The 24,347-nt window shown below is 67.7% G+C and carries 20 protein-coding genes; 7 read left to right on the top strand and 13 right to left on the bottom strand.

Going from position 1 to position 24,347, the window contains the following annotated elements:
- The first annotated feature begins 112 nt into the window (after positions 1-112).
- Positions 113-460, top strand: a complete 348-nt coding sequence (locus ACWF4Z_RS34180) for a YciI family protein (protein WP_452247340.1) — start codon at positions 113-115, stop codon at positions 458-460.
- Here the strand turns inward: ACWF4Z_RS34180 and ligA are convergent.
- The 3 genes from ligA to ACWF4Z_RS34195 form a co-directional block, all read right to left on the bottom strand.
- The gene (gene ligA, locus ACWF4Z_RS34185; protein WP_452247341.1) at positions 457-2,451 is read right to left on the bottom strand and encodes an NAD-dependent DNA ligase LigA; all 1,995 of its coding nucleotides are present in this window, start codon (positions 2,449-2,451) and stop codon (positions 457-459) included. The two genes, ACWF4Z_RS34180 and ligA, sit on opposite strands and share 4 nt — an antisense overlap.
- Positions 2,452-2,461: 10 nt before the next feature.
- Entirely contained in the window at positions 2,462-3,409 is a 948-nt protein-coding gene (locus ACWF4Z_RS34190) for an NADP-dependent oxidoreductase (RefSeq protein ID WP_452247342.1), read from the bottom strand.
- 199 nt (positions 3,410-3,608) lie between these two features.
- The gene (locus ACWF4Z_RS34195) at positions 3,609-4,808 is read right to left on the bottom strand and encodes an epoxide hydrolase family protein (protein ID WP_452247343.1); all 1,200 of its coding nucleotides are present in this window, start codon (positions 4,806-4,808) and stop codon (positions 3,609-3,611) included.
- Between the two features lie 218 nt (positions 4,809-5,026).
- Here ACWF4Z_RS34195 and ACWF4Z_RS34200 point away from each other — a divergent pair, with 218 nt between their 5' ends.
- Positions 5,027-7,237: a discoidin domain-containing protein gene (locus tag ACWF4Z_RS34200; protein ID WP_452247344.1), complete on the top strand. Its 2,211-nt coding sequence runs from the start codon at positions 5,027-5,029 to the stop codon at positions 7,235-7,237.
- A 381-nt stretch (positions 7,238-7,618) separates the two neighbouring features.
- Here ACWF4Z_RS34200 and ACWF4Z_RS34205 read toward each other — a convergent pair whose 3' ends face one another.
- The 5 genes from ACWF4Z_RS34205 to ACWF4Z_RS34225 all read right to left on the bottom strand — a co-directional run bounded on the left by ACWF4Z_RS34205 (position 7,619) and on the right by ACWF4Z_RS34225 (position 12,556).
- The gene (locus tag ACWF4Z_RS34205) at positions 7,619-8,818 is read right to left on the bottom strand and encodes an acetate/propionate family kinase (protein ID WP_452247345.1); all 1,200 of its coding nucleotides are present in this window, start codon (positions 8,816-8,818) and stop codon (positions 7,619-7,621) included.
- Positions 8,815-10,899: a phosphate acetyltransferase gene (pta, locus tag ACWF4Z_RS34210; RefSeq protein WP_452247346.1), complete on the bottom strand. Its 2,085-nt coding sequence runs from the start codon at positions 10,897-10,899 to the stop codon at positions 8,815-8,817. Before pta ends, ACWF4Z_RS34205 begins: the two co-directional genes overlap by 4 nt.
- Before the next feature lie 36 nt (positions 10,900-10,935).
- On the bottom strand, positions 10,936-11,574 hold the full coding sequence (locus ACWF4Z_RS34215) for a DUF2461 family protein (protein ID WP_452247347.1): 639 nt from the start codon (positions 11,572-11,574) through the stop codon (positions 10,936-10,938).
- A 108-nt stretch (positions 11,575-11,682) separates the two neighbouring features.
- Positions 11,683-12,366, bottom strand: coding sequence for a C40 family peptidase (locus ACWF4Z_RS34220; RefSeq protein WP_452247348.1), 684 nt, complete (start codon positions 12,364-12,366; stop codon positions 11,683-11,685).
- 1 nt (position 12,367) lies between these two features.
- Complete coding sequence (locus ACWF4Z_RS34225) at positions 12,368-12,556, bottom strand: hypothetical protein (protein ID WP_452247349.1); 189 nt, start codon at positions 12,554-12,556, stop codon at positions 12,368-12,370.
- 277 nt (positions 12,557-12,833) lie between these two features.
- On the opposite strand from ACWF4Z_RS34225, the gene ACWF4Z_RS34230 reads away from it, so the two are divergent.
- Positions 12,834-13,505 (top strand): alpha/beta fold hydrolase, encoded by a 672-nt coding sequence (locus ACWF4Z_RS34230; RefSeq protein WP_452247350.1) that lies wholly within the window; start codon positions 12,834-12,836, stop codon positions 13,503-13,505.
- 34 nt (positions 13,506-13,539) lie between these two features.
- Positions 13,540-14,550, top strand: a complete 1,011-nt coding sequence (locus tag ACWF4Z_RS34235; protein ID WP_452247351.1) for a hypothetical protein — start codon at positions 13,540-13,542, stop codon at positions 14,548-14,550.
- 51 nt (positions 14,551-14,601) lie between these two features.
- Here the strand turns inward: ACWF4Z_RS34235 and ACWF4Z_RS34240 are convergent, their stop codons facing one another.
- On the bottom strand, positions 14,602-17,394 hold the full coding sequence (locus tag ACWF4Z_RS34240) for a family 20 glycosylhydrolase (protein ID WP_452247352.1): 2,793 nt from the start codon (positions 17,392-17,394) through the stop codon (positions 14,602-14,604).
- A gap of 199 nt (positions 17,395-17,593) precedes the next feature.
- Between ACWF4Z_RS34240 and ACWF4Z_RS34245 the strand changes: the two genes are divergently transcribed.
- Positions 17,594-18,418, top strand: a complete 825-nt coding sequence (locus ACWF4Z_RS34245) for an NADPH-dependent oxidoreductase (RefSeq protein WP_452247353.1) — start codon at positions 17,594-17,596, stop codon at positions 18,416-18,418.
- A 1-nt stretch (position 18,419) separates the two neighbouring features.
- Here ACWF4Z_RS34245 and ACWF4Z_RS34250 read toward each other — a convergent pair whose 3' ends face one another.
- On the bottom strand, positions 18,420-18,860 hold the full coding sequence (locus ACWF4Z_RS34250) for an Lrp/AsnC family transcriptional regulator (protein ID WP_452247354.1): 441 nt from the start codon (positions 18,858-18,860) through the stop codon (positions 18,420-18,422).
- Positions 18,861-18,960: 100 nt separating this feature from the next.
- Between ACWF4Z_RS34250 and ACWF4Z_RS34255 the strand changes: the two genes are divergently transcribed.
- On the top strand, positions 18,961-19,506 hold the full coding sequence (locus tag ACWF4Z_RS34255) for an RBBP9/YdeN family alpha/beta hydrolase (protein ID WP_452247355.1): 546 nt from the start codon (positions 18,961-18,963) through the stop codon (positions 19,504-19,506).
- A gap of 37 nt (positions 19,507-19,543) precedes the next feature.
- On the opposite strand, the gene ACWF4Z_RS34260 is transcribed toward ACWF4Z_RS34255, so the two are convergent.
- The 3 genes from ACWF4Z_RS34260 to ACWF4Z_RS34270 are packed head-to-tail and all read right to left on the bottom strand — an operon-like array spanning position 19,544 to position 23,319.
- A complete protein-coding gene (locus ACWF4Z_RS34260; protein WP_452247356.1) occupies positions 19,544-21,061 on the bottom strand; it encodes a GMC oxidoreductase in 1,518 nt (505 codons plus the stop codon).
- A 2-nt stretch (positions 21,062-21,063) separates the two neighbouring features.
- Positions 21,064-21,996, bottom strand: coding sequence for a sugar phosphate isomerase/epimerase family protein (locus ACWF4Z_RS34265; RefSeq protein WP_452247357.1), 933 nt, complete (start codon positions 21,994-21,996; stop codon positions 21,064-21,066).
- 24 nt (positions 21,997-22,020) lie between these two features.
- Positions 22,021-23,319, bottom strand: coding sequence for an MFS transporter (locus ACWF4Z_RS34270; RefSeq protein ID WP_452247358.1), 1,299 nt, complete (start codon positions 23,317-23,319; stop codon positions 22,021-22,023).
- Between the two features lie 105 nt (positions 23,320-23,424).
- Here ACWF4Z_RS34270 and ACWF4Z_RS34275 point away from each other — a divergent pair, with 105 nt between their 5' ends.
- The gene (locus tag ACWF4Z_RS34275) at positions 23,425-24,030 is read left to right on the top strand and encodes a TetR/AcrR family transcriptional regulator (RefSeq protein WP_452247359.1); all 606 of its coding nucleotides are present in this window, start codon (positions 23,425-23,427) and stop codon (positions 24,028-24,030) included.
- Positions 24,031-24,347 lie beyond the last annotated feature (317 nt).

Here is a 24,347-nt window from a genome sequence, read left to right on the forward strand (position 1 = left end):
GGAACTGGACACCCTGTGAGAACTTTCTGGCGAGGTGTCGGATCCGGAGTGCGGAGTTCGTTGCAGGGGTGAAGAGCGGCCGGCGAGTGGCCGCGGGACAAGGAGTGCTCAGATGACGCTGTACCTGATCTCGTTCGAAAACGGCACGATGGATGTTGCCGAGGAGGAGATGCGCAAGGTCGCCGACGAGGCGCACGCCGTGGTGCAGGAGGCGAAGGACGCCGGTGTGCTCGTCTTCACCGGCGGGATCGACTACCGCCAGCCGCACGTCGTGATGGGCCGGGACGGCCTCGTCACCGACGGACCGTACCCGGAGAGCAAGGAGCTGATCGGCGGGGTCTTCGTCGTCGACGTACCGACCCTCGAGGACGCCTTGCCGTGGGCCGCGAAGGTTGCGGTCGCCTGCCGGTGCGCGCAGGACGTCCGCGAGTTCTTCCCGTTCCGGCGTACGGACCTCTAGCCGAGCAGGTCCGCGTCCTGCAGCTGGGACCAGATCTCGGCCTGGTCGACGACGGTGACGCCGAACTTCTCGGCCTTGGTGAGTTTGGCGGCACCGACGTCGGCGCCGGTGATGAGGAAGTCCGTACTCGCCGACACCGATGAGGCAATGGTCGCGCCGGCCTTCTCGCAGAGGCGCTGGAACGCCGGTCGCGCGACCTTCTCACCGGAGCGTGGGTCGCTGATCGAGCCGGTGACGACGACGGTCTTGCCGGCCAGCGGCGCTCCGGCCGCGACGACCGGTGGGAGATCTTCGTCGCGGACGTCGAGCGAGACACCGGCCGCGCGGAGCCGCTCGAGCTCGGGCCGGAGTCTGGTGAGGTGCTCGATCAGCGAGGCGGCGACCTTCGGGCCGATGTCCTCGACCGCGACGAGTCCGTCGACACCCGCATCGACGACGTCTTCGAGGGATCCGAAGCCCGCTCGGCACAGTCTGGCCGCGGTGCCTTCGGAGGCCATCGGGATCGCGAGGCCGATCAGCGCCCGGCGGAGCCCGACCTGACGGCTGGCGTCGATCGAGTCGATCATCCGGGCGGCGGAGATGTCGCCGATCCGGTCGAACTCCAGCAGCCGTTCGGCGGTCAGGCGGTAGAAGTCCGACGGATGCTCGAGGATGCCGGCTTCGGCCAGGCGCTCGATCCAGACTCCGCCGATGGCGTCGATGTCCGCGGCCGCCCGGGAGGCCCAGTGGATCAGCCGCCGTACGGTCTGGGCGGGGCAGGCGACGTTCGTGCAGAACAGCTCGCGGCTGTTGCCTTGCTCGATCAGATCCTGCGCGCAGGACGGACACACGGTCGGTGGGACGATGTCGCGCTCCGCGCCCGTGCGCTTGGACGCGTCGAGCACACCGGCGACGAACGGGATCACATCGCCGGCTCGCCGGACCAGGACCGTGTCACCGATCTTGATGCCGCGGGCGCGGATCACTTCCTGGTTGGCGAGTGTCGCGCGGGTGACCGTCGTACCGCCGACGAAGACGGGCTCGAGCCAGGCGACGGGCGCGATCTTGCCGGTTTTGCCGACGTCCCAGACCACGTCGGCCAGCACGGTGGTCTTCTCCTCGGCGGCGAACTTGTAGGCCAGGGCGCCGCGCGGTGAGCTCGACCGGGTGCCGGCGGCGGCGAAGGCGTCGCGATCGGCCAGCCGCAGCACGGCACCGTCGAGGTCGTAGTCCAGGTCGTTGCGCTGAGCCTCGATCGTGGTGATCACCGCCTGCGCCGCGGCGGCGTCGTCGCAATGCCGCATGTCGGCGACGGTGAAGCCCATCGTCCGCAGGGCGCGCTCGAGGTCGGAATCGGTGTTGTCGCGGTCGGCGAGCAGGTCGAAGGCGAGGAACTGCAGGCGCCGCTCGGCGACCGTGGCCGGGTCCTTGGCGCGCAGCGTGCCGGCGGCAGCGTTCCTCGGGTTGATCAGCGGCTTGTCCGGGTGTGTGGCGTTGTACGCGGCGAAGGTCGAACGCAGCATGACGGCCTCGCCGCGGACCTCGATGCGGTCGGTCACATCGAGCCGGTCCGGCACGCCGTCGGTCAGCGCGCGCACGAGCGGGGTCACGTCGTCGCCAGTCGTCCCGTCGCCGCGGGTGATCGCGCGCGCCAGTCGGCCGTCCTCGTAGACGAGCGCCAGCGAGAGGCCGTCGAGCTTCGGCATCACGACCACCGACTGGCCGGGGAAGCGGCCGAAGAAGGCCTCGACCTGCTCGGGGCGGGTCGACTTCTCCAGCGACAGCATCGGCCGCGAGTGCCGGACGGGCGCGTGCAGGATCGTGGGCGCGCCGACTTGCTCCAGCGGATTCGGATCCGGCGCGAGCTCGGGGTTGGCGCCGATCAGTGTCCGCAGCTCGTCCTCGATCGCGTCGTACTCCGCGTCGGCGACTGTCGGTGAGCCTCGGTAGTAGGCGTCCCGCAGTACGACGATCTGATCGGCCAGTTCCTGAATGCGCTCCCCAACGTCCACGCCGAGGACCCTACCGGCGGTCTCCGACAACCTCCGCGCCTGACACGGTGATGATCGTCCGGCCCGGTGCGGTGAACGCGGCAGGGGCGTCGGCGAGGTCGCGGACGGCGGTGACAAGCGGCTTGAGGCGGCCGTCACGGACTCGGGTCACCAGTTCGGTGAGCTGGTCGGGTTTGGCCTCGACGACGAAGAAGATGGCCCGGCCGTCCTCGGGGTGGACGGTCGGCGGCTCGTTCACGGTGACGAGCGTGCCGCCGGGACGCACCAGCGCGGCTGAGCGGGCCAGGATGTCGCCGCCGAGTACGTCGAACACGACGTCGACGGCGCCCACATCCTCGAGACGGTCGTTCTCCAGGTCGACGAAGGTCTGGACGCCCAGCTCGGTCGCCGCGTCGCGGCTACCGGCCCGGCCGGTCCCGATGATGTGGGCTCCGACCTCGCGGGCCAGTTGCGCGGCGACGGAGCCGACCGCACCGGCGACGCCGTGAATGAGGACAGTCTGGCCGGACGTCAGGTGAGCGTGATCGAAGAGCGCCTGCCACGCGGTCAAGCCGGAGATCGGTAGCGCGGCTGCGGTGACGTGGTCGACGTCGGCGGGGAGCGGTGCCAAGTTGCGAGCCTCGATCGCGATGTACTCCGCCAGCGAACCGTCGCGCGCCCAGTCGGCCAGTCCGAAGACATGCTGTCCGACGCTGAGACCGGTGGTGCCATACCCCAGCTCGACGACGACACCGGACAACTCGTGGCCAGGAACCGACGGCGTGCGATCGCGACCGGCTCGATCAATCCACGAGTGCGGCCACTCCAGCTCGCCCTTGGTAAACCCGGCCGCGTGCACCCGTACGACGACGTCGTTCTCGGCGGTATGGGGATAGGGCAACTCAGTCAGAGCCAACCCGTCGACGCCGGCCGCGCCGTCCTTGGCTGCGATCGCACGCATGAAAGATCCTGTGGTCATGCCTCGACCGTACGTCCCGGTGGCCCACCGCAGCTGGTCCAATCGTCAGCGTTGTTGATGGGCCGCTTCGGAGTTAGCGGAGGGGATGGAAGGCTGCGCGGAGTTCGTTGGTGAAGAGGGTTGGCTCTTCCCAGGCGGCGAAGTGGCCGCCGCGGGGTGGTCTGTTGTAGTAGACGAGGGTTGGGTAGGCCTTCTCGACTCAGCTGCGTGGCGCCTGGAAGATCTCGCCGGGGAACGCGCTGAACCCGACCGGCAGCGTCATCGGCGGCGGGACCGGAGCGCCGATGCGCGCCTGGGCGCTCTCCCAGTACTCGCGGGCGGACGAGACGCCGGTGCCGGTCAGCCAGTACATGGTGATGTTGTCGAGGATGTGGTCCCGCGTCAGGTTGCCCGCGACCGGGCCGCCGAGGAACGCGCGGGAGATCTTGTAGTAGCTGTCGGTGTCGTGGTCGAGCATCCAGGCGGCCAGGGCGACCGGTGAGTCCTGCAACGCGTACCCGATCGTCTGCGGGCGCGTGCTCTGCTCGGTCAGATAGCCGCTGCCGGTGGTCCTGAACTCGGCGACCGCGGCCGTCGCGGCGCGCTCCTCGGCGGTCGTGTTCGGCTGCGCAGCCCCGCCGAGCGCCGAGGCCAGCAGGTTGAGGTGGATGCCTTGCAGCCCGGGCGGCGCGAGGCGGCCGACGGCGTCGGTGATCGCGGAGCCGACGTCGCCTCCCTGCGCGACGTACCGGGTGTAGCCGAGGCGCGTCATGAGTTCGACCCAGGCCGTCGCGGCGTGACCCGCGCTCCAGCCGAGTTCGGTCGGCTGGCTGGAGAACCCAAACCCTGGAATCGACGGCAGGACGAGGTGGAACGCGTCGGCGGCGGTGCCGCCGTGCGCGGTGGGGTTCGTCAGCGGGTCGATGGTCTCGAGCAGCTCGATGATCGAGCCGGGCCAACCGTGCGTCATGATCAGCGGTAACGCGTCCTTGTGCGGCGAGCGCACGTGGATGAAGTGGACGTCGACACCGTCGATCTCCGTTTTGTACTGCGGCAGCTTGTTGAGCTTCGCCTCGAAGCTGTGCCAGTTGTACTTGCTCAGCCAGTACTTCGCGAGCGCCCGCGTGGTGCGCAGTTGCACACCTTGCGAGCGGTCCGTGACCAGCTCGGCGGAAGGCCAGCGCACGGCGGCGATCCGGCGGCGCAGGTCGATCAGCTGCTGCTGGGGGAAGGCGACCCGAAACGGACGGATCGCGGTTGATCCGCGCAGCTGCGCCGGCGGTTGGATGACGGCGCCGGCGGTTGTCTCGCCGAGCGCGGCCAGGCCGACGCCGGCGACGCCCGCCGCGAGCCCGCCTTGCAGCACCCTCCGCCGCGATGGTCCGTTGCTCTCACTGGGATTGGCCGACGATGCGCGCACGCGATCTTCCTCTCACGGTCCGAACCTGATCTGGTGGTTCCCAGCCTGCTCGGATCGTGTGGCCGTCGCGCCCGTGGAACTCCCTGGTTCCAGCCGGGCGTTGTGCAGGATTTGCGTCATTGCGTCGAACTATTGCATCGGCAAACGCTCTCTCCTACTGTGTGCGGACTGCCTCCGGCCGGCATGACCGGTCCGCCCCCCGAGGAAGGCGTTTCCTTATGCACGCACGCCCACAGTGGGCCGCTCTCGCGATCCCTGTACTCACCGCCCTTGCTGCCGGGGCACTCCCGGCGACTCCGGCTCACGCTGTACCGGCCCGCGCTGTACCGGCTCTCGCTGTACCGGCTGCGATCCAAGCGGCCGGCGCGACCCTGCCGTTCACGATCCTGGAAGCCGAGAACGCCGCCACCAACGGCAGCAAGATCGGCCCGAGCTACACGCAAGGCGCCCTGGCCGCCGAGGCCTCCAACCGGCAGGCCGTCACGCTGAACGGCGGCCAGTACGTCGAGTTCACCGCACCCGGTACGACGAACGCCATCAACGTCGCGTACTCCGTTCCGGACGGCCGCACCGGCACTCTCGCGGTGTACGTGAACGGCCAGAAGCTGTCGCAGTCCCTCGCCGTGACCGCGAAGTACAGCTACGTCGACACCGGCTGGATCGCCGGGTCGCGGACCCACAAGTTGTACGACCACGCCCGGCTGCTGCTCGGCCAGACAGTGAACGCAGGCGCGAAGATCAAGCTGCAGGTCGACGGCGAGAACACCGCGGGCCCGTACACGATCGACGATGCCGAGTTCGAGAACGTCGCCGGTGCGGCCGGCCAGCCTGGTGGCTCGATCTCGATCACCGATCGCGGCGCCGACCCGAACGGCAACAACGACTCGACCGGCGCGATCCAGAGCGCGATCGACAGTGCCCGCGGCTCCGGTGGAACCGTGTGGATCCCGGCCGGCCGGTTCAAGGTCGGTGGCACGATCAACCCCGACGGCGTCACGATCCGCGGTGCCGGGCGCTGGTACTCGACGTTGCTCAGCAGCCACCTGATCGACCGCCCGAACGGCGGCGGTAACGTCAAGCTGTACGACTTCGCGGTCATCGGCGAGGTCACCGAGCGCAACGACCAGTCGCCGGACAACTTCGTCAACGGCAGCCTCGGCCCGAACTCGATCGTCTCCGGACTCTGGTTGCAGCACCTCAAGGTCGGGATGTGGCTGACCGGCAACAACGACAACCTCGTCGTCGAGAACAATCGCTTCTACGACATGACCGCGGACGGCCTGAACCTGAACGGCAACGCGTACAACGTGCAGGTGCGGAACAACTTCCTCCGCAACCAGGGCGACGACGCGCTCGCGATGTGGTCGCTGAACGGCGCTGACCGCAACAGCACCTTCGCCAACAACACGATCGTCCAGCCGACCCTGGCCAACGGCATCGCGATCTACGGCGGCACCGACCTGACCGTGCGCGACAACCTGATCTCCGACACGAACGCGCTCGGTGGTGGCATCGCGATCTCCAACCAGTCGTTCGGCTCGCCGTTCTACCCGTTGGCCGGCACCATCACCGTCTCCGGCAACACGTTGATCCGGACCGGCGCGATGAACCCGAACTGGGGTCAGAACCATCCGCACGGCGCGATCCGCGTGGATGCGTACGACACCCAGATCAACGCCCAGGTTCGGTTGCTGAACAACCGCCTGGTGGCGAGCCCGTGGTCGGCGTACCAGTTCGTCGACGGTGGTGGCGCGGGGCGTGCGGTTCAGAACGTCAGTGTCGACGGCGGCTCGATCGAGGGCGCCGGTACGTTCGCCTTCCAGGCCGAGACGACCGGCTCGGCCTCGGTCAGCAATGTAGTTGCCAGCGGCATCGGCCGCGCCGGCGTCTACAACTGCGCCTACCCGAGCGGCTCCTTCGCCCTCAACCGCGGCTCGGGCAACAGCGGCTGGGACTCGACCTGGAGCGGCTGCACCTGGGTCGAACCGGGCACCGGCAGCACTACTCCGCCCACTGGCAACCTCGCGGCCGGCCGGCCGGTCACCGCGACCAGTACGACGCAGAACTACGTCGCCGGCAACACCGTCGACAGCAACGCCGCCACCTATTGGGAGAGCGCCAACAACGCCTGGCCGCAGTCGTTGACTGTCGATCTAGGCAGCAACCAGTCAGTGAAACGCCTGGTCCTCAAACTGCCGGCCAGTTGGGGTTCGCGCGCTCAGACGATAGAGGTGCTAGGCAGCACAACCAACACGTCCTACACCCAACTCTCCGCCCCCGCGTCCCGCACCTTCGACCCCACCTCAGGCAACGCCGTAACGATCACCCTCCCCACCGCCACCACCACCCGCTGGGTCCGCCTGACCATCACCACCAACACCGGTTGGCCCGCCGCCCAACTCTCCGAATACGAGCTCTACTCCAACTGAAACAGACACCGAGCCAGCAAAGTCTTCAGAACCCGCAAAGAAGAAGAGCGCGGGAAGGAGGTTGGGAGGATATCGCGCCTGATCAGGGAAGAGATCCTCCCCGAACCTGACTGTTCCGCGCCGACGGATCAGCAGGTGGACGGTGTGTCCGGGTGGCGCTTCTGGGCGTGGAACGGACGATCGCGGAGGGCTTGAACAGCCCGTGGCGGGTGTGCAGGGGTCGTTTCTTGTTCACACCGACTATAAGGAACAGATAAAGAAGAGACAGAGTGGCAGCACCTGCGCACCGAGCCCGCCAGGCACCCAGCCACTTTATCTTTTCTGTCCCTGCTTTTTTCTTTTCTTTGCTCTTCTTCTCTGGGTCCTGAATAACCCTCTGTGTTACGGGTTGGGTGTGAGGAGGGTGGTGGTCAGTTGGGCGATGTGCCATTCCTCGTTTGTGGGTACGACGAGAACCGCGACCGGGCTGTCGTCGGTGGAGATGAAGCCGCCGGTTGGGGGGACGGTGGTGTTGCGGGGGTCGTCGAGGTGGATGCCGAGGGGCGCCAGGTTCTCGAGGGCGGCGGCACGGACCTCCGCCGAGTGTTGTCCGACCCCCGCGGTGAAGACGATGGCGTCTACCGCGCCCAGTACGGCGTAGTAGGCGCCGATGTACTTCTTGACGCGGTGGCAGTAGATGTCGAACGCGAGTTGCGCCTGTTCGTCGCCGGCCGCGCGGCGAGTCAGCACCTCGCGGAAGTCGTTCTCGCCGGTCAGGCCCTTCAGGCCCGAATCGGAGTTCAGCGCGTGGTCGATCTCCTCGATCGACCACCCGGCTTCGCGCGCCAGATAGCCGTGGACGGCCGGGTCCAGGTCGCCGGACCGGGTGCCCATCACCAGCCCCTCCAGCGGAGTCAGACCCATGGACGTGTCGACCGACTCGCCACGTCGTACGGCGGTTGCCGAGCAGCCGTTGCCCAGATGCAGCACGATCAGGTTGACCTCGTTCGGCTCGCGACCGAGGAGCCGGGCGGCCTGACCGGAGACGAACGAGTGCGACGTACCGTGAAAGCCGTAGCGCCGGACGCCATGATCGGTCAGCCACTCGTTCGGGACCGCGTAGGTGTAGGCGTACGGCGGAAGCGTCTGGTGGAACGCGGTGTCGAAGACGGCGACGTGCGGCAGGTTCGGGAAGAGCCGCCGGGCGACCTCGATGCCTTCGAGGTTCGCGGGGTTGTGCAGCGGGGCCAGCGGGATCAGCTCGGTCACCGCGGCGATCAGCTCGTCGTCGATGAGCGTCGGCTCGGTGAACCGGGTGCCACCGTGGACGACACGGTGGCCGACGGCAACGATCCCGGCCTCGTCGAGCGCCGGACCGTGGGTCTCGAACGCGTCCATCGCGGCGCGCAGCGCATCCTCGTGGGTCGCGATCGGCTTGTCGCTGTCGACCTCGCCGCCCGGGCCACGATGCAGGTGGTGGCTCTCATGCTCACCGATCCGTTCGACCAGCCCGGTGGCAGCGGACACTCCCGTCACGGGGTCGACGAGGCTGTACTTGAGGGACGACGATCCGGCATTGATCACCAGGACGTGATCGGTCATCGGGGAGTCTCCAACCGCTGGGCCTGGATCGCGGTGATCGCGACCGTGTTGACGATGTCGCGGACGGTGGCTCCACGAGACAGGTCGTTGACCGGCTTGCGCAGCCCTTGCAGGACAGGGCCGACGGCGACCGCGCCGGCCGAGCGCTGCACGGCCTTGTAGGTGTTGTTGCCGGTATTGAGGTCGGGGAAGATGAACACGGTGGCGCGTCCGGCGACGGGGGAGTCCGGCAGTTTCGTCGTGGCCACGGCCGCGTCGATGGCGGCGTCGTACTGGATCGGCCCCTCGACGAGGAGGTTCGGTTCTCGTTCCCGGACGATGGTGGTTGCCTTGAACACCTTTTCGACATCGGTGCCGGTGCCCGAGGCGCCGGTTGAGTAGGACAGCATCGCGATCCGCGGTTCGATGCCGAAGGCAACTGCCGTGGCGGCCGACGAGATCGCGATGTCGGCGAGTTGCTCGGCAGTCGGGTCGGGGTTGACGGCGCAGTCGCCGTACACGAGGACCTGGTTGTCCAGACACATGAAGAAGACCGACGAGACGACGGAGACGCCCGGCACGGTCTTGACCACCTCGAGCGCCGGCCGAATCGTGTGTGCCGTGGTGTGCACCGAGCCCGACACCATTCCGTCGGCCAGCCCGAGCTGGACCATCATCGTGCCGAAGTACGACACGTCCCGGACGACCTCGCGGGCACGCTCGAGATCCACCCCGCGGTGCTGGCGCAGCCGGTGGTACTCGGCCGCGAACTGTTCGGCCAGGTCGCTGCTCTCCGGGTTGACGACGCGGGCCGCGGAGACGTCGACGCCGAGGGCCGCCGCCTTCGCGCTGATTGCGATCGGATCGCCGAGCAGGGTCAGCTCGGCGACGCCGCGACGCAGGAGTACGTCGGCCGACCGCAGGATCCGGTCCTCGTCGCCCTCCGGCAGAACGATGTGCTTGCGGTCGGCAACGGCTTGGTCGAGGAGTTGGTGCTCGAACATCAGCGGTGTCACCGCGCTGCTGCGGGCCACCGCGAGTTGGTCCAGGAGCGCCTGGCCGTCGACGTTCTGATCGAAGAGCGCCAGCGCGGTGTCGACCTTGCGCGGCGAGTCCTTCGTCAGCCGGCCCCGGACGGCTGTCAGCGCGGCTGAAGTGGCTTGGGTGTCCAAGCCGGTCTCGAGGATCGGCAAGGTGACGCCCAGTCCTTCGATCAGGCGTTGCACCTGCTCCGGCAGCGCGAAGCCGCCGTTGAGCACGATGGTCGAGATCTGCGGGAACGTCCTCGACGCGTGCGCCATCAGCACGCCGAGCACGACCTCCGGCCGATCGCCGGCGGTGACGACCGCGGCGCCCTCGAACAACCGGTCCAGCACGTTCGGCATGGTCATCCCGGCGATCATCAGCCCGCTGACCTCCCGGGCCAGCAGTTGCGGGTCGCCACTGAGCACGCGGCCCTCGACCGGCTTCAGCAGGTCGGCGACCGAGGGCTGGCCGAGCAGGGGTTCCTCCGGGATCGCGAACGCCGGCGCACCCAGGCCGTCCAAGGCAGCGACGAATGCGTCCGACTCACCCTTGCCGACGCGGTTGACGACCAGCGCGGACAGCGAGCCGTGGTTCGCGGCCAGCTCGGCCGTCGCCATGTCGGCGATCGCGCGCACGTCGTTCGGCGTTCGCTCGAACCCGTTCAGGACCAGCAGGACGGGTACGCCGAGATTCGCGGCGATCTTGGCGTTGTAGGAGAACTCGGTCGGCGTGCCGACGTCGGTGTAGTCGCTGCCCACGACCACCACGGAATCCGCCTGCTCGGCGAGCGCGTGATAGCGCCGCACGATCACGTCCAAGGCGGCATCGGGGTCCTGGTGGAGTTCGTCGTACGTGACGCCGACGCCCTCGTCGTACGACTGCGCGACGGAGTCCTGGGAGATGAGGAGATCGAGGACGTAGTCATGACCGCCGTGGGTCGCGGTATCCGCACGGACGATCGGCCGGAACACCGCCAGCCGTCCAACCCGCCGGGACAGTTGGTGGAGCACTCCGAGAGCTACGGTCGACTTCCCGGTGAACCCTTCCACCGAGGCGACGTAGACGCTGCTACCCATGCCCAAACCCTAACCAGGTCCGTCAGGCACGTGACGTCACGGTCGCAGCCACGACACATTCTTCATCAACCAGTCGGCCAATGGCCGCAGTTGGGTGAACGCGGCCTGGACCTGATCCGCGGCCGCGGCGGTGTGGATCCACTCCTCACAGCCGAGGTGCCGGGTCGCGATGATTGTCCTGTGACGTAGCAGCTGCGCCCGCGGATGGTCGGCGGGATACCCCCGCAGCGGACGCTTCAGCAGATCACCCGAGATGGCGAAGCCGTCCCGCTCGAGCTTCCGCAGGATGGCCACCAGTCGCGGCCCGGAACCGGGATCCGCGACGGCGGCTCGGTACCGCTCGATCTGGTCCGGCGGCGGATACCACCACGCCACCTTGACCTCGAGGCCGTCGAGATCGAAGCCGATCCCCAGCTCGATGTTCCGAGCCAGCCGGACGATCGCACCCTGCCGCTGCCAAGCCTCCAACGACACCCCGCCGTAGCGCCAGACCGCAAAGTCCTCGTACGCCGGATCTGCCTCGGCAAGTGTGGTCAGCAGGTCGACCATCGGCTGGCGAACAAAGTCCTCGCGGCCTTGCCGACACTGCGCCCTCACCTCGAGCGAGGGCACGCCTTCGAGCTGCAGCAGCACGTCGAACCCCGCGCTCGGCCACCCGTCGAATCCCGCGGTCACGAAGTGCAGCCTAGCGACAATCCGGTGCTCCGGCTTGGCGGTCGATCCGCAGGCAGCCGATCGCGTGGAGCGACGGTGCGCACTTCGCGCACCGTCGCTCCTTCGGCGTCAATCCACGGTCCGGAAGCCGAGCTTCTGCAGGGAGAAGGGGCCGGGCAGCCCATCGGCGTCAGTTCCGGGGTGGCCGACGTCGCCCTTCAGATTGAGCTTGTGCTGCCAGGCCGACATCGCCAGCTTGGTATCGGGTCCGTAGATGCCCACGCCGGCGAGGTGGCTGCCGACCTGTCGGTTGAGTGCCTTCTGGATGGCGACGATCTGCGCGGTCTTGTGGCCGGCCTTGATGTCGTCGAGCAGGTTCGACACGTCAATGGTCAGGCCGGCCGGAGGGGTAAGCCCTTCCTTGAAGCCGAGATCCTTGAAAACGTTGAGCCAGTTGCCGGTCGCAAAGAGCCTTTTCTGCGGGTCGACCCCGGTCGCCGCGCAGATGATGCCGGACATAAAGCCCGAGCAGTCACCGCCCATGTGATGGGTCGGCATGCCGCCCCAGACATATGGTTGCCCATTACAAGCGTCCGCATAGTCCTTGCCGCGCTTGGCTTGCATGTCATTCAGCAGGCGATAGTAGTGGTGCTTGAAGAGGCCGTTGGCCGCACCACGCGCGGCCGAACCCTTCAGGCAGCCTTTCCCGCCCCTGCACTCGTAGTTGACGCCCGCCAAGGTGCAGGCGACGTGCCCGATTCCGTCGGACAGCTCGTCCGCGAACGAGATGCCGATCTGCAGCAGCTTCGACATGTCAGCCCACCTCCGCGTCCGCGTCCGGCGTGCCCGGGTCGGCCTGACTGGCCAGCACCCCCGCGACCTCGTCGGCCATCAGATCCGCACCCTGCGGCGACTCGTCGTCGAAGATGACGGCCTCCGGGAAGTCGTCCAACTCGAGCGCGTTCGGCTCCGGATCGAGTTCTTCGTCGTGATGCCCGTTCACCTGCGTCCACCCCTTTTCGATCGTTCTCCTGGTTCACGTTTCCGGCGCATGACAAAATCGCCCCCCGACGCCGTCAAACAAACGTCTGAGTGGTCGACGGTGAAGTTTCTGCTCTGCGCCGCAACACCCTGAACGGGAAATGCGCAGTTCACCCCTGCCCCCTGCTTCTTGGGTAAATCGCAGGTACTCCGAAGTCAAGACGTCGCTTCGACTTCTGCCCTTTCGGGACGCCGCCGCGAACCCCAGCCGCGAACCCCTGCCGCTCTACGATGACGCAGTGAAGTTCGTGATGGTGCCGGGTGGATGGCAAGGCGGCTGGGTGTTCGACGCGGTGGCCGCCGAGCTCCGCGACGCCGGACACGAGGTCGAGGCAGTGACCCTGGCCGGGCTGGAGCAGGACGGCCGACCCGATCCGGACCGCCCGCCGAACCTCGACACCCATATCGACCAGGTCGCCGAGCTCGTCGACCGCAACGATGAGACGCCGCTCGCGCTCTGCGGGCACAGCTACGCCGGGCTGGTCATCGCCGGCGTCGCGGACCGGCTCGGCGACCGCCTGGATCACCTCGTTTTCATCGACGCCTACGTTCCCGACGACGGCGACTCCTGTTGGTCTCTGACCAGCGACAGTTTCCGCGAGGCCTTCATCGCCGGCGTCCGCGGCGACGGCCGATGGGTCGCAGTCCCCGAGGGACTCGACCCGCGCGCCCGACCGCATCCGCTCCCGAGCTTCGTCCAGTCGGTCAGGCTCAAAGACAACCCCACCCACACGTTTGCCCGCACCTACATCAGCGGCGGCCCCTGGCCCGGCACCCCGTTCCTCTCCCTGACTGAACGCCTACGCAACGACCCCAACTGGACCTTCCACGAGATCCCAGTCGGCCACAACATCGCCCGCCGAGACCCACACACCCTCGCCACCGTCCTCAACGCCCTACCCACCAACTGAGAACAACAGCAATTCCTCGGGAGAGAAGCCGCCCATGCTCAGAATTCTTCCTGTTCTGCTGATCACGACCCTGCTGACCGCCACGGTTGCGCCCGCGCAGGCGTCGACGACGGCCGCCTCGGATCCGGCGCGAGCCGAGCTCCGCGGGATCGTCGAGAATGTTGTCGGTGCTACTGGTAAGCGGTACGGCGTGAAGGACGACGCCGGTCATGTGATGGACACGGTGAAGGTCATCCAGGACTCGACCGGTGGGTATCTCGCGGTCTCGCATCACCTGGCGGGCGACGGGCACTTCCGGGTCAACCTCGCGACCTCGACGGATCTGCTCAACTGGCACTGGGTTCGCGAGTTGGCGGGGAGCAACACCGGGCCGGCATCGCAGCCGACGATCGTCCAGGCGTCGAACGGGGGATTCGTGCTCGCGTGGGAGCAGGAGCAGCCCGGTGGTGGTAACAACCACCTGGCCGTTCGGTACTTCGCGAGTCGCGCGGATCTCCTCGCCGGCACGGTCAGCCGCTCGTACGACGCACCCCGGCGCCTCTCATCGTGCGCGGAAGGTACGCCGAACATCTACAGCGTCACGTTGTCACCCGACATCGACCACTCGAGGATCGACATCGGCGGCCACTACTGGTGGAACTGCGACCGCGACCGCCAGCAACGCGGCACCCTCACGAACTTCAATTCCTGGTCGACCAGCGCCCAACCGAACTTCGACAACGCGCTCCTGTACTGGGGCGTCAACGGCAACATCGGCGACCGTGACCAGGCGAGCTTCCGCGGCTACAGCTTCGGTCTGATCGAGGGGCAGTACACCAAGGGCGACTTCGGCTCCTGGCGGACCTTCGTCTACGACTACCAGACCGGCAACGCCGACCGTACGACGATCCGCACCGACGCAGGCAGTACGGCGTTCGCCAATCCGACCATCACCAACCTGAAAGCCCCCAACGGCCAGCCGGCCCTGCTGGTCACTCTGTTTATCCCCGGCGAAGGCGCGGGATCCGGCGAGTCGGGCGAGCTGATCTACTACAAGACCTACTGACAAACCACGGCGGCCCTGCCGAGAGTGCGCAGGGCCGCCGTGGTTACTGGTTCAGAGCTTCGCGCACTGCCCTGACTTCGGGCCGGACACGGCGTTGGGCCGGCCCGCGTTGGTCGGCGCGGGGGAGTTGCCCGCGCAGGCCAACGGTCCGCTGATGCGGTTGCCGGACACGATCGTCGAGCCGGTGTTGTTCTGCAGGGAAACCGGTCCTCTGATCGTCGTCGGCGCACAGTCGCCGCCGGGGTTACCGAGCCAGACGCGGCTCTTGCCGGAGACGCTGACCGGCCCGGAGACCGCCGTACCGCAGAGCAGGACGTTGCCTGCGCCGGAGGCCGACACCGGACCGCGGAGGTCGGACCCGGATGCGTACAGGCTGGCGCCTGGCGCGATGTTGATGGGTCCGGAGACCGTTGCGCCGTCGAAGCACGCGACGCCCGAGGCCACGCTCATCGGACCTGAATGCGTCCCGCTGAGCATCGTCGTGCATGCCGGAACGCCGGTCGCCTGGAACGGCACGACCCAGGTCTGGCCTTGACGCGTGTACGTGACGCTGCCGTTGTACACGCCGTCGGCCGGGAAGGTGTGGCTCCCGCTGACGGTCATCAGGCTGCGGCCCTGACGTTGGCTCGCCACGTAGTCGCGTGCTGCGATGGTGGCGGCCTCGGTCGGGGATCCGTCGCCCCAATCGATGGTGGCCGTGAACTCACCGGTCGGGATCGAGCCGGCGGTCAGCCGCCCCAGCGGTGCGTTGGTCACGGTCCGGTCCACCCCGAAGCGGGTGACGGTGCCCATCGACTCCGGCGTCCAGCTGACCTGGGCGATGGAACCGTAGTTGACATTCGCGAACGCCCACCGGGCCCCGGCGACGCTCAGCCGTTGACGGTACGCGTCGTAGTCCTGCGTCAGCACCTTCGGAGACCAGGCCTTCTCCAGGATTCCGGCCAGCCGGGGGAAGACCATGAACTCGTTCGTGGCCAGGCCGCGCATCTGCTCGCCCCAGATCGGCGCCTCGATGCCGATGATGTCCTCGGCCTTCGGTCCGCCGTACGCCGGTTGCGCCCAGACGGAACGGTATTTCTCGTAGACCCACTCCGGGTCCCACGCATAGGCCTTGTCGAGCTCGGTCCGCGGGGTGCGGCCGGGGGAGCCGTCGTACCCGAAGTCGAGGTAGGCGTTCCACTCCGGCGTCGTGATGACGTCACGGCCCTGGTTGAACCACTCGGGTTTGATCAGCGGCGGTCCACCGCCGGTGTAGTCCGACCAGTAGTGGTTGATGGAGGTCGAGCCCGGCGCGTATCCCTCGAGCGCGGGGTTCCAGCCCATCAGGCGCTTGCCGTTGTCGTTGACGATCTTCTCCATCTGGCCGATCCACCACTTGTAGTCCTCGTGGGGCATGCCGATGGCTTCGTCGCCGCCGATGTGGATGATCGGCGAGGGCGAGATCGCGCCGAGCTGGGCGATCGCGTCCCGCCAGAAGGCGAGAGCGCGCTCACTCGCGGGGTCGTTCGGGTTGGTGCAGAACCGGTCGACCTGGGTCTGACCCTGGCAACCCACGACCGCCACGCCACCCAGAGCCTTGACGGCCGCGTTGGCGTGAGCGGGGCCTTCCAGCTCCGGGACGATCTGGATGAAGCGGTCGGCGGCGTACTTGACCAGACCCTTGAAGTCCTCCTGCGTGTAGAAGCCCGCGATGCAGGCCGCGCCGTTGCAGCCGGTGCCGTCGAGAGCCGGGTAACCCTTGATCTCCAGGCGCCAGGACTGCCCGTCGCTCAGGTGCAGATGCAGTTGGTCGCCCTTCAACGCGGCGAGCTGGTCGATCATCGACCTGACCTCGGCCACGGACAGGAAGTTGCGAGCCGGGTCGAGCTGAAGACCGCGATGTTCGTAGCGCGGGTAGTCCAGCACCGAGATCGGTTGGACCGTCCACGGACCGGTGCCGGTCGTCGGCGAATTGATTGCTGCTGGCAACAGTTGCCGGAGGCTCATGAATCCGTTAAAGAGACCGTGTGCCTGCGGGGCGACGAGCTTCGCGCCCGCGCTCGACACCGTGAGCGAATAGCCCTCGGCTGCCTTGTCGGCCGGCAGGCCGGGAACCGATCCCGTGCTGAGCGCGATGTCGGACGCCGTCGCCGAGCCTGTCACCACCGGGAGGACGAATCCGGTGGCGGGCCGCAGATTGCCGGCCAGGCTCTCGGCGGTGGCGGTGAGGGCATCGCTGGAGACAACGATGCGGGACTTGGCCGTGAGCTGCCACGGCTGCCCGGTGCCGGGCGTCTGCTGCACCGGGACCGGAATGATCTGTCCCACTGTCGGCGCCGGTTTCGGGCCGGACCAGATCTCGAACTCGTTGATCGTGTACCCGATGGTCGACGTCGTCGCGTCGGCCTGCATCCGGACACACCAGATCGGGTCCTTGCGGTCGATCACCTGGGAATCCTTGTCGCTCGGACTCACCACCTGGGTGACCGTCGACCAGGTCTGGCAATCGGCGTCGGTGGAGACCTGCAGGTCGTACTTGCTCGGCTTGGCCGGAGCCGTCCACTGCGTGAACACCTGGTACACCGGCGAGGGCGTTGCCAGCTTGACCTGGAACCAGTCCTGCGTCGGATCGTATCCGCTGCCGACCGATGCATAGTTCGAGGTCCAGCCGTTGTGCACGAACACATCGATGGCGTTGGCCGGCGCGTACGTCAGCGCCGGTGCCGTCATCCGCTGGGACTTGGCCGACGCGACCGCACCTGGCAACAGCGCCAGGTTCACGCTCTCGGCAACTGCTGGGGAGGTAGTAGGTGGTGATCCGGCCGAGGCCTGTCCCACCGACAACGGGACAAGAACCGCAGCCACAAGCGCAAGATACGAAACTCTCACGTCACTCCTAACCGGTACAGGGCGGTATATCGCGGACGTGGAGGGCGACCGTACGCCGATTCTCGGTCCCGTTCTCCAACGATGCAACAACTACCGGAGGTGCGCGCTCACGGTCTCCTGATCGGATGGCGGACAATGTCTGGTGGGTTGGTGGACATAGGTCAGGATTGATTCTGTGACTGCATCCCCAGAGGCGTCGTACCGGTTGCGCTATGGAGCTGAGGCGTCGTTCGGCGTACCGGCCGAGTGGAGTGAGGTGCTCGCGCGGCAGTTGGCTCATCGGTCCGTGCGTAGCTACCGTCCGGACCCTGTGTCCGAGGAGACGTTGGCGGCGCTGATCGCCGCCGCACAGTCGGCGCCGACCTCGGGGAACCTGCAGCTGTGGAGCGTGGTCGCGGTGCGGGACGACGGGCGCCGCGCCCGGCTTGCGCAGCTCGCCGGTGATCAGCAGTTCATCGTCGAGGCGCCGTTGCTGCTGGTCTGGCTGGCGGATCTCGCGCGGGCTCGTCAGGTGACGACGGAGATCGGTGCGGCGACCGCTGAGGGTGCTGACTTCGTCGAGGCCGCGCTGTTGTCGTTCATCGATGTCGCCTTGGCGGCGCAGAACGCGTCGCTGGCGGCGGAGTCGCTCGGGCTGGGCACAGTGTTCGTCGGGGCAATCCGGAACCGTCCGCTGGAGGTTGCGGCGGAGCTCGGCCTGCCGGCCAACGTGTTCCCGGTCTTCGGCCTGACCGTTGGTCACCCCGATCGCCTGGACGACACTGCCGTCAAACCTCGGCTCCCGCAAGCGGCCGTGCTGCATCACGAGCGCTACGACCTCGAGCCTCAGGCCTCCCACGTCGAGACCTACGAGGAGCTACTCAACGCCTTCTACGCAACGGCCGGCCTGCCCAGCAGTTGGGTGAGCCGAGTTGCCCATCGCTTCGGCAGCGTCGCAGGTCTGAAGGGCCGCGAGCACCTCCGGTCGGCCCTCCAGACCCAGGGTTTCGAACTCCGCTGACTCAGGGGAGTGGCAAGGGCTTCGTCGGATAGTCGTGCAGCACCAAGGAGGTGCTGACCGGGCCGAGTCGACCGATCGTGTCGACGACCTGTTCGAGGGCGGCGGCGTCCCGGGCGTGGACGTCGAGCAGGAAGCAGTCCTCCCCGGTCAGCCGGAACGTCGCCGTGACCTCGTCGAGCTTGTCGAAGAGTTCGAGAGCTTCCGGAATTCTCGGCTGGGTGGTGCGGAGCCGGACGATGGCATGAATGTTCAGCCCGACCAGCGTGGGGTCGATCAAGGCCGTGTACCCCTTGATCACCCCGGCTCGCTCCAGCCGTTGGATCCGGGCCGACACCGCCGGCTGGGACAGGTTCACCCGGCGTCCGATGTCCGCTCCGCTCATGCGGCCGTCCTCCTGCAGGATCGTCAGGATCAACCGATCGATCTCGTCCAATGGATCCATCCTCTCCACCCCGTCCTGCTTTGATTTCATCAGGAACGCCCGACCGCCGCGAGTGATTCCGCCATGATGGCAGCTGCTTCGAGCGAGGAGGACCTCCTTCATGCACTACATCATCGTCCCCGGGTGGAACGGCTCCGACGGCGACCATTGGCAGTCGATCTGGGCGTCGGACTGGCTGCCCGCCGCGACGCGGATCGCGCCGGCTTCCTGGACCCACCCCGATCGGGACGACTGGACGTCAGCCATCGAACGCTCCGTGCAGGACGCCGACGACGAGGTGGTGCTGGTCGCCCACAGCCTCGGATGTTTCGCCGCCGCCGAATGGCTGACCGGTACGACGTCCACTCGCGTGCGCGGCGTGTTCCTCGTCGCACCACCTGACCAGCGCGCGGAGACCTTCCCTGCCGATCTCCTGGCGACCTTCCTCGCACCGGATCCGGTGGCGATCGGCGTTCCCGCCGTACTGGTCGCCAGCGAGGACGACCCGTACTGCTCGGTCGATGCCGCTGCCCGGATGGCGGCCGAATGGCGAACTCCGCTCATCACGACCGGCCTGCAAGGCCACATCAACTCCGACAGCAACCTCGGTGCCTGGCACCTCGGCCAGAGTCTCCTGACCGCTTTCACCGCAGGCCTGGGGGTCTGAGCGCTGCGGCCGGGCCACAGCGCTCAGATCCAGGTACTCAGCTGGGATCGGCGAGTTGGGTGGCGATCCGGGTTGCTGCTCGCCAGGCCAGGGCGACGGTGGTGAGGGTGGGGTTGGCCGCGGTCGAGGTGGGGATGACGCCGTTGCCGCCGACGTAGAGGTTGCCGACGCCCCAGACCTGCAGGTACTGATCGCAGACGGAGGCGCCGTCGTCGGTGGCCCCCATGCGCACCGTGCCTTGGTAGTGCAGGGACGAACCGCCGGCCGCGAGTTCGGGCTCGGCCGCCAGGGTGCCGATGCGGTTGGCGCTGCGGAGGGTATTGGCCTTCAGTTCCTTGATGTTGACGAGGTCCTGGTCGGTGTGTGCGTAGTGGATGGTCAGCTTCGGCATGTCGTAGAAGTCGGCCTCGGTCTCGCTGAACTCGACCCGGTCGCGGTACTGGATGTCCTTCGCGCCGTACCACGCGAAGGCCGCGAACCTGGCCGCCTGAGCTGCGTCGGCCAGACCGAACGCGTACGGCGAATTGCCGATGGCGATCACGCCGCCCTGCATCGGCCGAGCGTCCGAGAACGGAACGAGAATGTAGCCGAGGCTGCCGGTCTCGCTACTGAAGTTGGCTGGGTCGAAGTCGTCGTTCAGGTAGCCGAAGGCGCCGACCTGGAAGTGCTCGTTGAGGTAGTGGCCGAGCGCCGCGGGACGTACGCCGGACGCGAACAGCACCTGCGGAGTGCGCAGGCCATCGGCACAGACGACGACGTGCTTCGCCCGCACCTCGTACACGGCGCCTGTCTTGCGGTCTTCCAGAAGTACCCCGACGGCGAGGCCATCCTCGACGAGGACTCGGCGGGCGAGGGTTTCGGGTCGAAGCTCGAACCCCTCGGCGGTGCTCTCCAGATCGCCGAGAATCACGCCCGTACCGGAGAAGTGGGGGCGGCCGTCGACCCATTGGATCGCGCTCGGCATGAACCCGACCGGCGTCAGGCCAGGGCCGTCGAATTCGTCGGCCAGTTGCAGCCGGATCGCCTCGGCCAGCCCGGTCCCGGGGACTGGGCGCTCGACGACGCCGAGGAGCTTCTCGGCGTGGTCGTAGGCGGCGTCGAGTTCGTCGGCGGGAATGAACGGGATCCGTTCGGACTGGTGTGGCCGGGGCGACGACGTACCCCAGTGGATGCCCATGCCACCGACGCCGCTGGCCATGCTCGCGGCGACCAGCCCGGCCTCACCGTCAGCGAGCTCAGGTCGTGGATCGACGAAGAACAGTCCGGGCAGGATCGTCTGCCGGAATTCGAGGCTCGGGTCGAACCCTTCGGTGGCGAGGTCGGCAAGGGCTTCCGACCGTACGACGCCGGCCTCGGGACCCTGGGTGAGTAGCTGGGCCACCTTCCGGGCTTCCTCGCTCATGTTCATCGTGTGTTCGCCGCGGGGACCGGGCAGCTGCGGTCCGACCTCGACCATCAGGATCCGCGCCGACGGAACGGCATCGCCGATGGTTCGTGCGTACGTCGACCCCGCGGGCCCGGAGCCGATGATGAGAACGTCGACCTGCTCAGTCATGGTCACCGCCCGGCCAGCGAACGGGTGACGTCGACGATGTGGCTGGTCTTCTGCCACGGGTCACCGCCACTGCCTTCGTACTCGACGGTCAGCGGCCCGTCGTACCCGTGGGCGCTGAGGATTCCGAGTGCGCGTTCGAGGTCGACCGCGCGGATCGTGCCCGCCTCGTCGACCTCGTGGACCTTGACGTGCACGAGCTCGGCACGGGCGGCGAGCGCGTCGATACCGTCGTACAGGGGAGTGAGGTCGATCGACTCGAGCACCGGCGCCAGGTTGCCGCCCTGGCCGCCGAAGAGCGCGGCCAAGACCGGCTTGGTCAGGACGTCGAAGTTGCCCAGGTCCAGGAGCAGACCGAGGTTGTCCCGGCCGACCGCATCCAGCAACGCGTTCATCCAGGTGGGGTCGCTGCTCGGTCCGCCATGGTTTTCCACGAGCAGCCTGGACCCCTTGTCGCGCGCGTACGCGCCGAGCTCGGCGAGTGCGGCTACGAGGTACGAAGGCGGGGCGCTGCCGTCGTTGTGCGCGCTGAACGGCGATCCCGGATTCACCCGGACGAAGGTCGAACCCATCGCAGCGAACCGGTCGATCCACTGCTTGATCAAGGCAACATCCGCGGCCCGCAGCTCGGGGTCGCTCTGGAGGAGGTCGCCGGCGTCGATCGCGACGTTCAGGAGTCGTACGCCGCTGGACACCAGGGCCGCGGCGAACGTGTCGAGCTCCGGATCGTCCGGGCCGGCGAACTGGAAGGCCACCGTCTCGATGGCCTGTACGCCGAACTCGTCGCCGGCACGCTTCGGGAAGTCGCCGAGGTCGAGCAGCTTCGGATAAGGAAGCTCGAAGTGGACGTCGTTGCCGTCGGGACCGGTGAAGTCGAACGTCAGCGGGCCGAACTGCTCTCGAAGGCTGTAGGTCGATACGGACAGCGCAGAGGGCATGGTCAGGTCTCCTTTGTCGTGGATTCAGTATTTGGTGATGAGCGCCCAGCGCGGATCGCCTTCGCGACCGAGCTCGGGGAGTCGCAAGACCGTGGCTGCGCCGAGGACGCAGAAGCCGGCCAGAGTGAGATAGAGGGCGGTGAACCCGCCGAGGTGGAGGAGGAACGGCGCGATGAAGGGCACCACCGACTGCGGCAACGTGTTGGCCATGTTGATGATCGCGAGGTCCTTGGCCGCGTTCTCGCCGGCGGGCAGCATCCGGACGCACAGCGCGGTGTCGACCGCGAGGAAGATTCCGCTGCCCAGGCCGAGGACGATGGTCGCGAGGTAGACCACGGTCAACGTCGGGGCGAGCGCCAGTACGCACAGGCCGGCGGCAGCCAGCACGCCGCCGAGGATGACGAAAGGTTTCTGCCGGCCGAAGCGGTCGGAGAGGAGACCGCCGGCGATGGCGGCGGTGCCGAGCAACCCGATGCTCACCAGGGACAGCAGGGAGATCTGCGCACCGACGTCATCGCTGGAGAACCCGAAGCGGTCCATCAGCAGGAATGCGTTGTAGGTCCCGGACGCGAATCCGCAGGTCAGCAGGAAGCGCACCACCCAGGCCCAGCCGAAGGCCGGGTGTCGTCGCGGGTTGAGCCAGAACGATTTCAGCAACTCGACGAGGCCGAGCCGTGGGCGCGTTGCCGCACCGGAGGGTTGTGGGTCGCGGATCAGGACCGTTGCGACCACGGCGAGGATTGCCGAGCCGGTGGCGACCGCGGCCCATTGGAAGGCCGGGACCGAGATCGCGCTGACGATTGCGAGCGCAACTGGGATGGACAGCGTCGCCGCACCGATCAGGCCGGAGACGGTCCCGCGGCGGTTGACCGGGACCTGGTCGGCAAGGAGCGCACTCGTTGCCGCCTGCTGGAAGTTGAAGAGCGTCTGGACCGCGCACCAGACGGCCGCGACCTGCCAGACCTCGGTGGTGAAGGCCAGCGCGAAGAGCACGAGCGCGCCGCTGATTCCACCGGTCAGGATCCAGGTCCGGCGACGGCCGAACCGCGCGCTCGTGCGGTCGCTGATCCGCCCGGCGAGCGGGTTGGCGAAGAGCGCGAACAAGGCACCCAGCCCGCTGACCAGACCGAAGGCAGCGGCCGCGCCATCGCCCGAGATCCGGGTCAGTTGCAGGGTGAGCAGCAGGGTGAGCGGCGTCAGCAGGCCGGTCAGGGCCCCGATCTGAGAGGCCAGGATCGCGCCGATCAGACGGGGCAGGGGTGTCGGAGGATCGGTCGCCGACGTGATCGTTGCGGTGACCGGGTCGTGCGTGGTTCCGGGCATGAAGCCTCCCTCGGCCCCCGAGGGTGAATTCGGGTATGAGCCCCATAATGTGATGATACCCATTAGGTTGACAAGCCCGAGTGGGAATGAAGCTAGAATCAGCCCATGGGGTTGCGAGAGCTCAAGGCCGAACGGACGCGCCGGCGCATCGTCGAGGTCGCGACCGATCTGTTCGTCGGGAAGGGGTTCGACGAGACGACGATGGAGCAGATCGCGGAGCAGGCCGAAGTGGGCTCGACGACGCTCTACCGGTACTTCCCGAGCAAGGACGTCATCGCGCTCGAGCCGATGCGCGGGTTCCTCGAGCTCGGTGACGCGTTACGCGCCCGCCCTCGCGACGAGCCGTTGGACGAAGCGCTCGGCGCGATCATGCTCGAGCTGACCCTCCTCCAGGGCGACGATGCCGACCGGCTCGCCGCTGTCCGCCGGGTGATCGACAACGCGCCGGGCCCACGCGCCAAGCTGTGGGACCTGATCGCGCAGGGCAGGGCCGACCTGAGCGCAGCCATCGCCGAGCGGATGGACCGCGAGGCCGGCGCCAAGGACGCGGACCTGACCGCGCTCGTCGTGTTGATCACGCTGGAGTACGCCTGGGACCGCTGGCTGGCAGGAGGCCGCAAAGCCTCCCGCGAAAAGGCCGTCGAAGAAGTCCTCGCCGAAGTCAGCCGAGTCCGCATCGTCCTCCCAATCCCACCCCGCCCCTCATCCTGACCCCCGCCACCACCTCTCGAGCCGGATGTCCGCATCGACCGGACACCGCTCCGCGGCGGCTGACTTGGCGGGGCGCGAACTGTTGTCACGCTCTCGGCTGGTTTGCGCGACAGGGGTGTCGTGCCGCGCGAAACGACACCGCTCCGCGGCGGCTGACCTGTCGCCGCCTCCGGCGGGGCGCGAACTGCCGTCCCGCCGCTCGTCTGGTGTGCGCGAAAGGAATGTGGTGGCGCGGTCTCCGGGCTGCTTGATGGTGCTGGTCGCGGTGGTGTGGGTCAAGGGCGCCTTCGGCGTCGCTGCGCGATCTTCGACCCTTG

Source organism: Kribbella sp. NPDC055071 (assembly GCF_053608045.1).

Coding starts and splice junctions, on each gene's coding strand:
- ACWF4Z_RS34180 (WP_452247340.1), top strand. CDS start 113: ATGACGCTGTACCTGATCTCGTTCGAAAACGGCACGATGGATGTTGCC.
- ACWF4Z_RS34190 (WP_452247342.1), bottom strand. CDS start 3,409: ATGACCACAGGATCTTTCATGCGTGCGATCGCAGCCAAGGACGGCGCG.
- ACWF4Z_RS34200 (WP_452247344.1), top strand. CDS start 5,027: ATGCACGCACGCCCACAGTGGGCCGCTCTCGCGATCCCTGTACTCACC.
- ACWF4Z_RS34205 (WP_452247345.1), bottom strand. CDS start 8,818: ATGACCGATCACGTCCTGGTGATCAATGCCGGATCGTCGTCCCTCAAG.
- pta (WP_452247346.1), bottom strand. CDS start 10,899: ATGGGTAGCAGCGTCTACGTCGCCTCGGTGGAAGGGTTCACCGGGAAG.
- ACWF4Z_RS34220 (WP_452247348.1), bottom strand. CDS start 12,366: ATGTCGAAGCTGCTGCAGATCGGCATCTCGTTCGCGGACGAGCTGTCC.
- ACWF4Z_RS34235 (WP_452247351.1), top strand. CDS start 13,540: ATGCTCAGAATTCTTCCTGTTCTGCTGATCACGACCCTGCTGACCGCC.
- ACWF4Z_RS34250 (WP_452247354.1), bottom strand. CDS start 18,860: ATGGATCCATTGGACGAGATCGATCGGTTGATCCTGACGATCCTGCAG.
- ACWF4Z_RS34255 (WP_452247355.1), top strand. CDS start 18,961: ATGCACTACATCATCGTCCCCGGGTGGAACGGCTCCGACGGCGACCAT.
- ACWF4Z_RS34260 (WP_452247356.1), bottom strand. CDS start 21,061: ATGACTGAGCAGGTCGACGTTCTCATCATCGGCTCCGGGCCCGCGGGG.
- ACWF4Z_RS34265 (WP_452247357.1), bottom strand. CDS start 21,996: ATGCCCTCTGCGCTGTCCGTATCGACCTACAGCCTTCGAGAGCAGTTC.
- ACWF4Z_RS34270 (WP_452247358.1), bottom strand. CDS start 23,319: ATGCCCGGAACCACGCACGACCCGGTCACCGCAACGATCACGTCGGCG.
- ACWF4Z_RS34275 (WP_452247359.1), top strand. CDS start 23,425: ATGGGGTTGCGAGAGCTCAAGGCCGAACGGACGCGCCGGCGCATCGTC.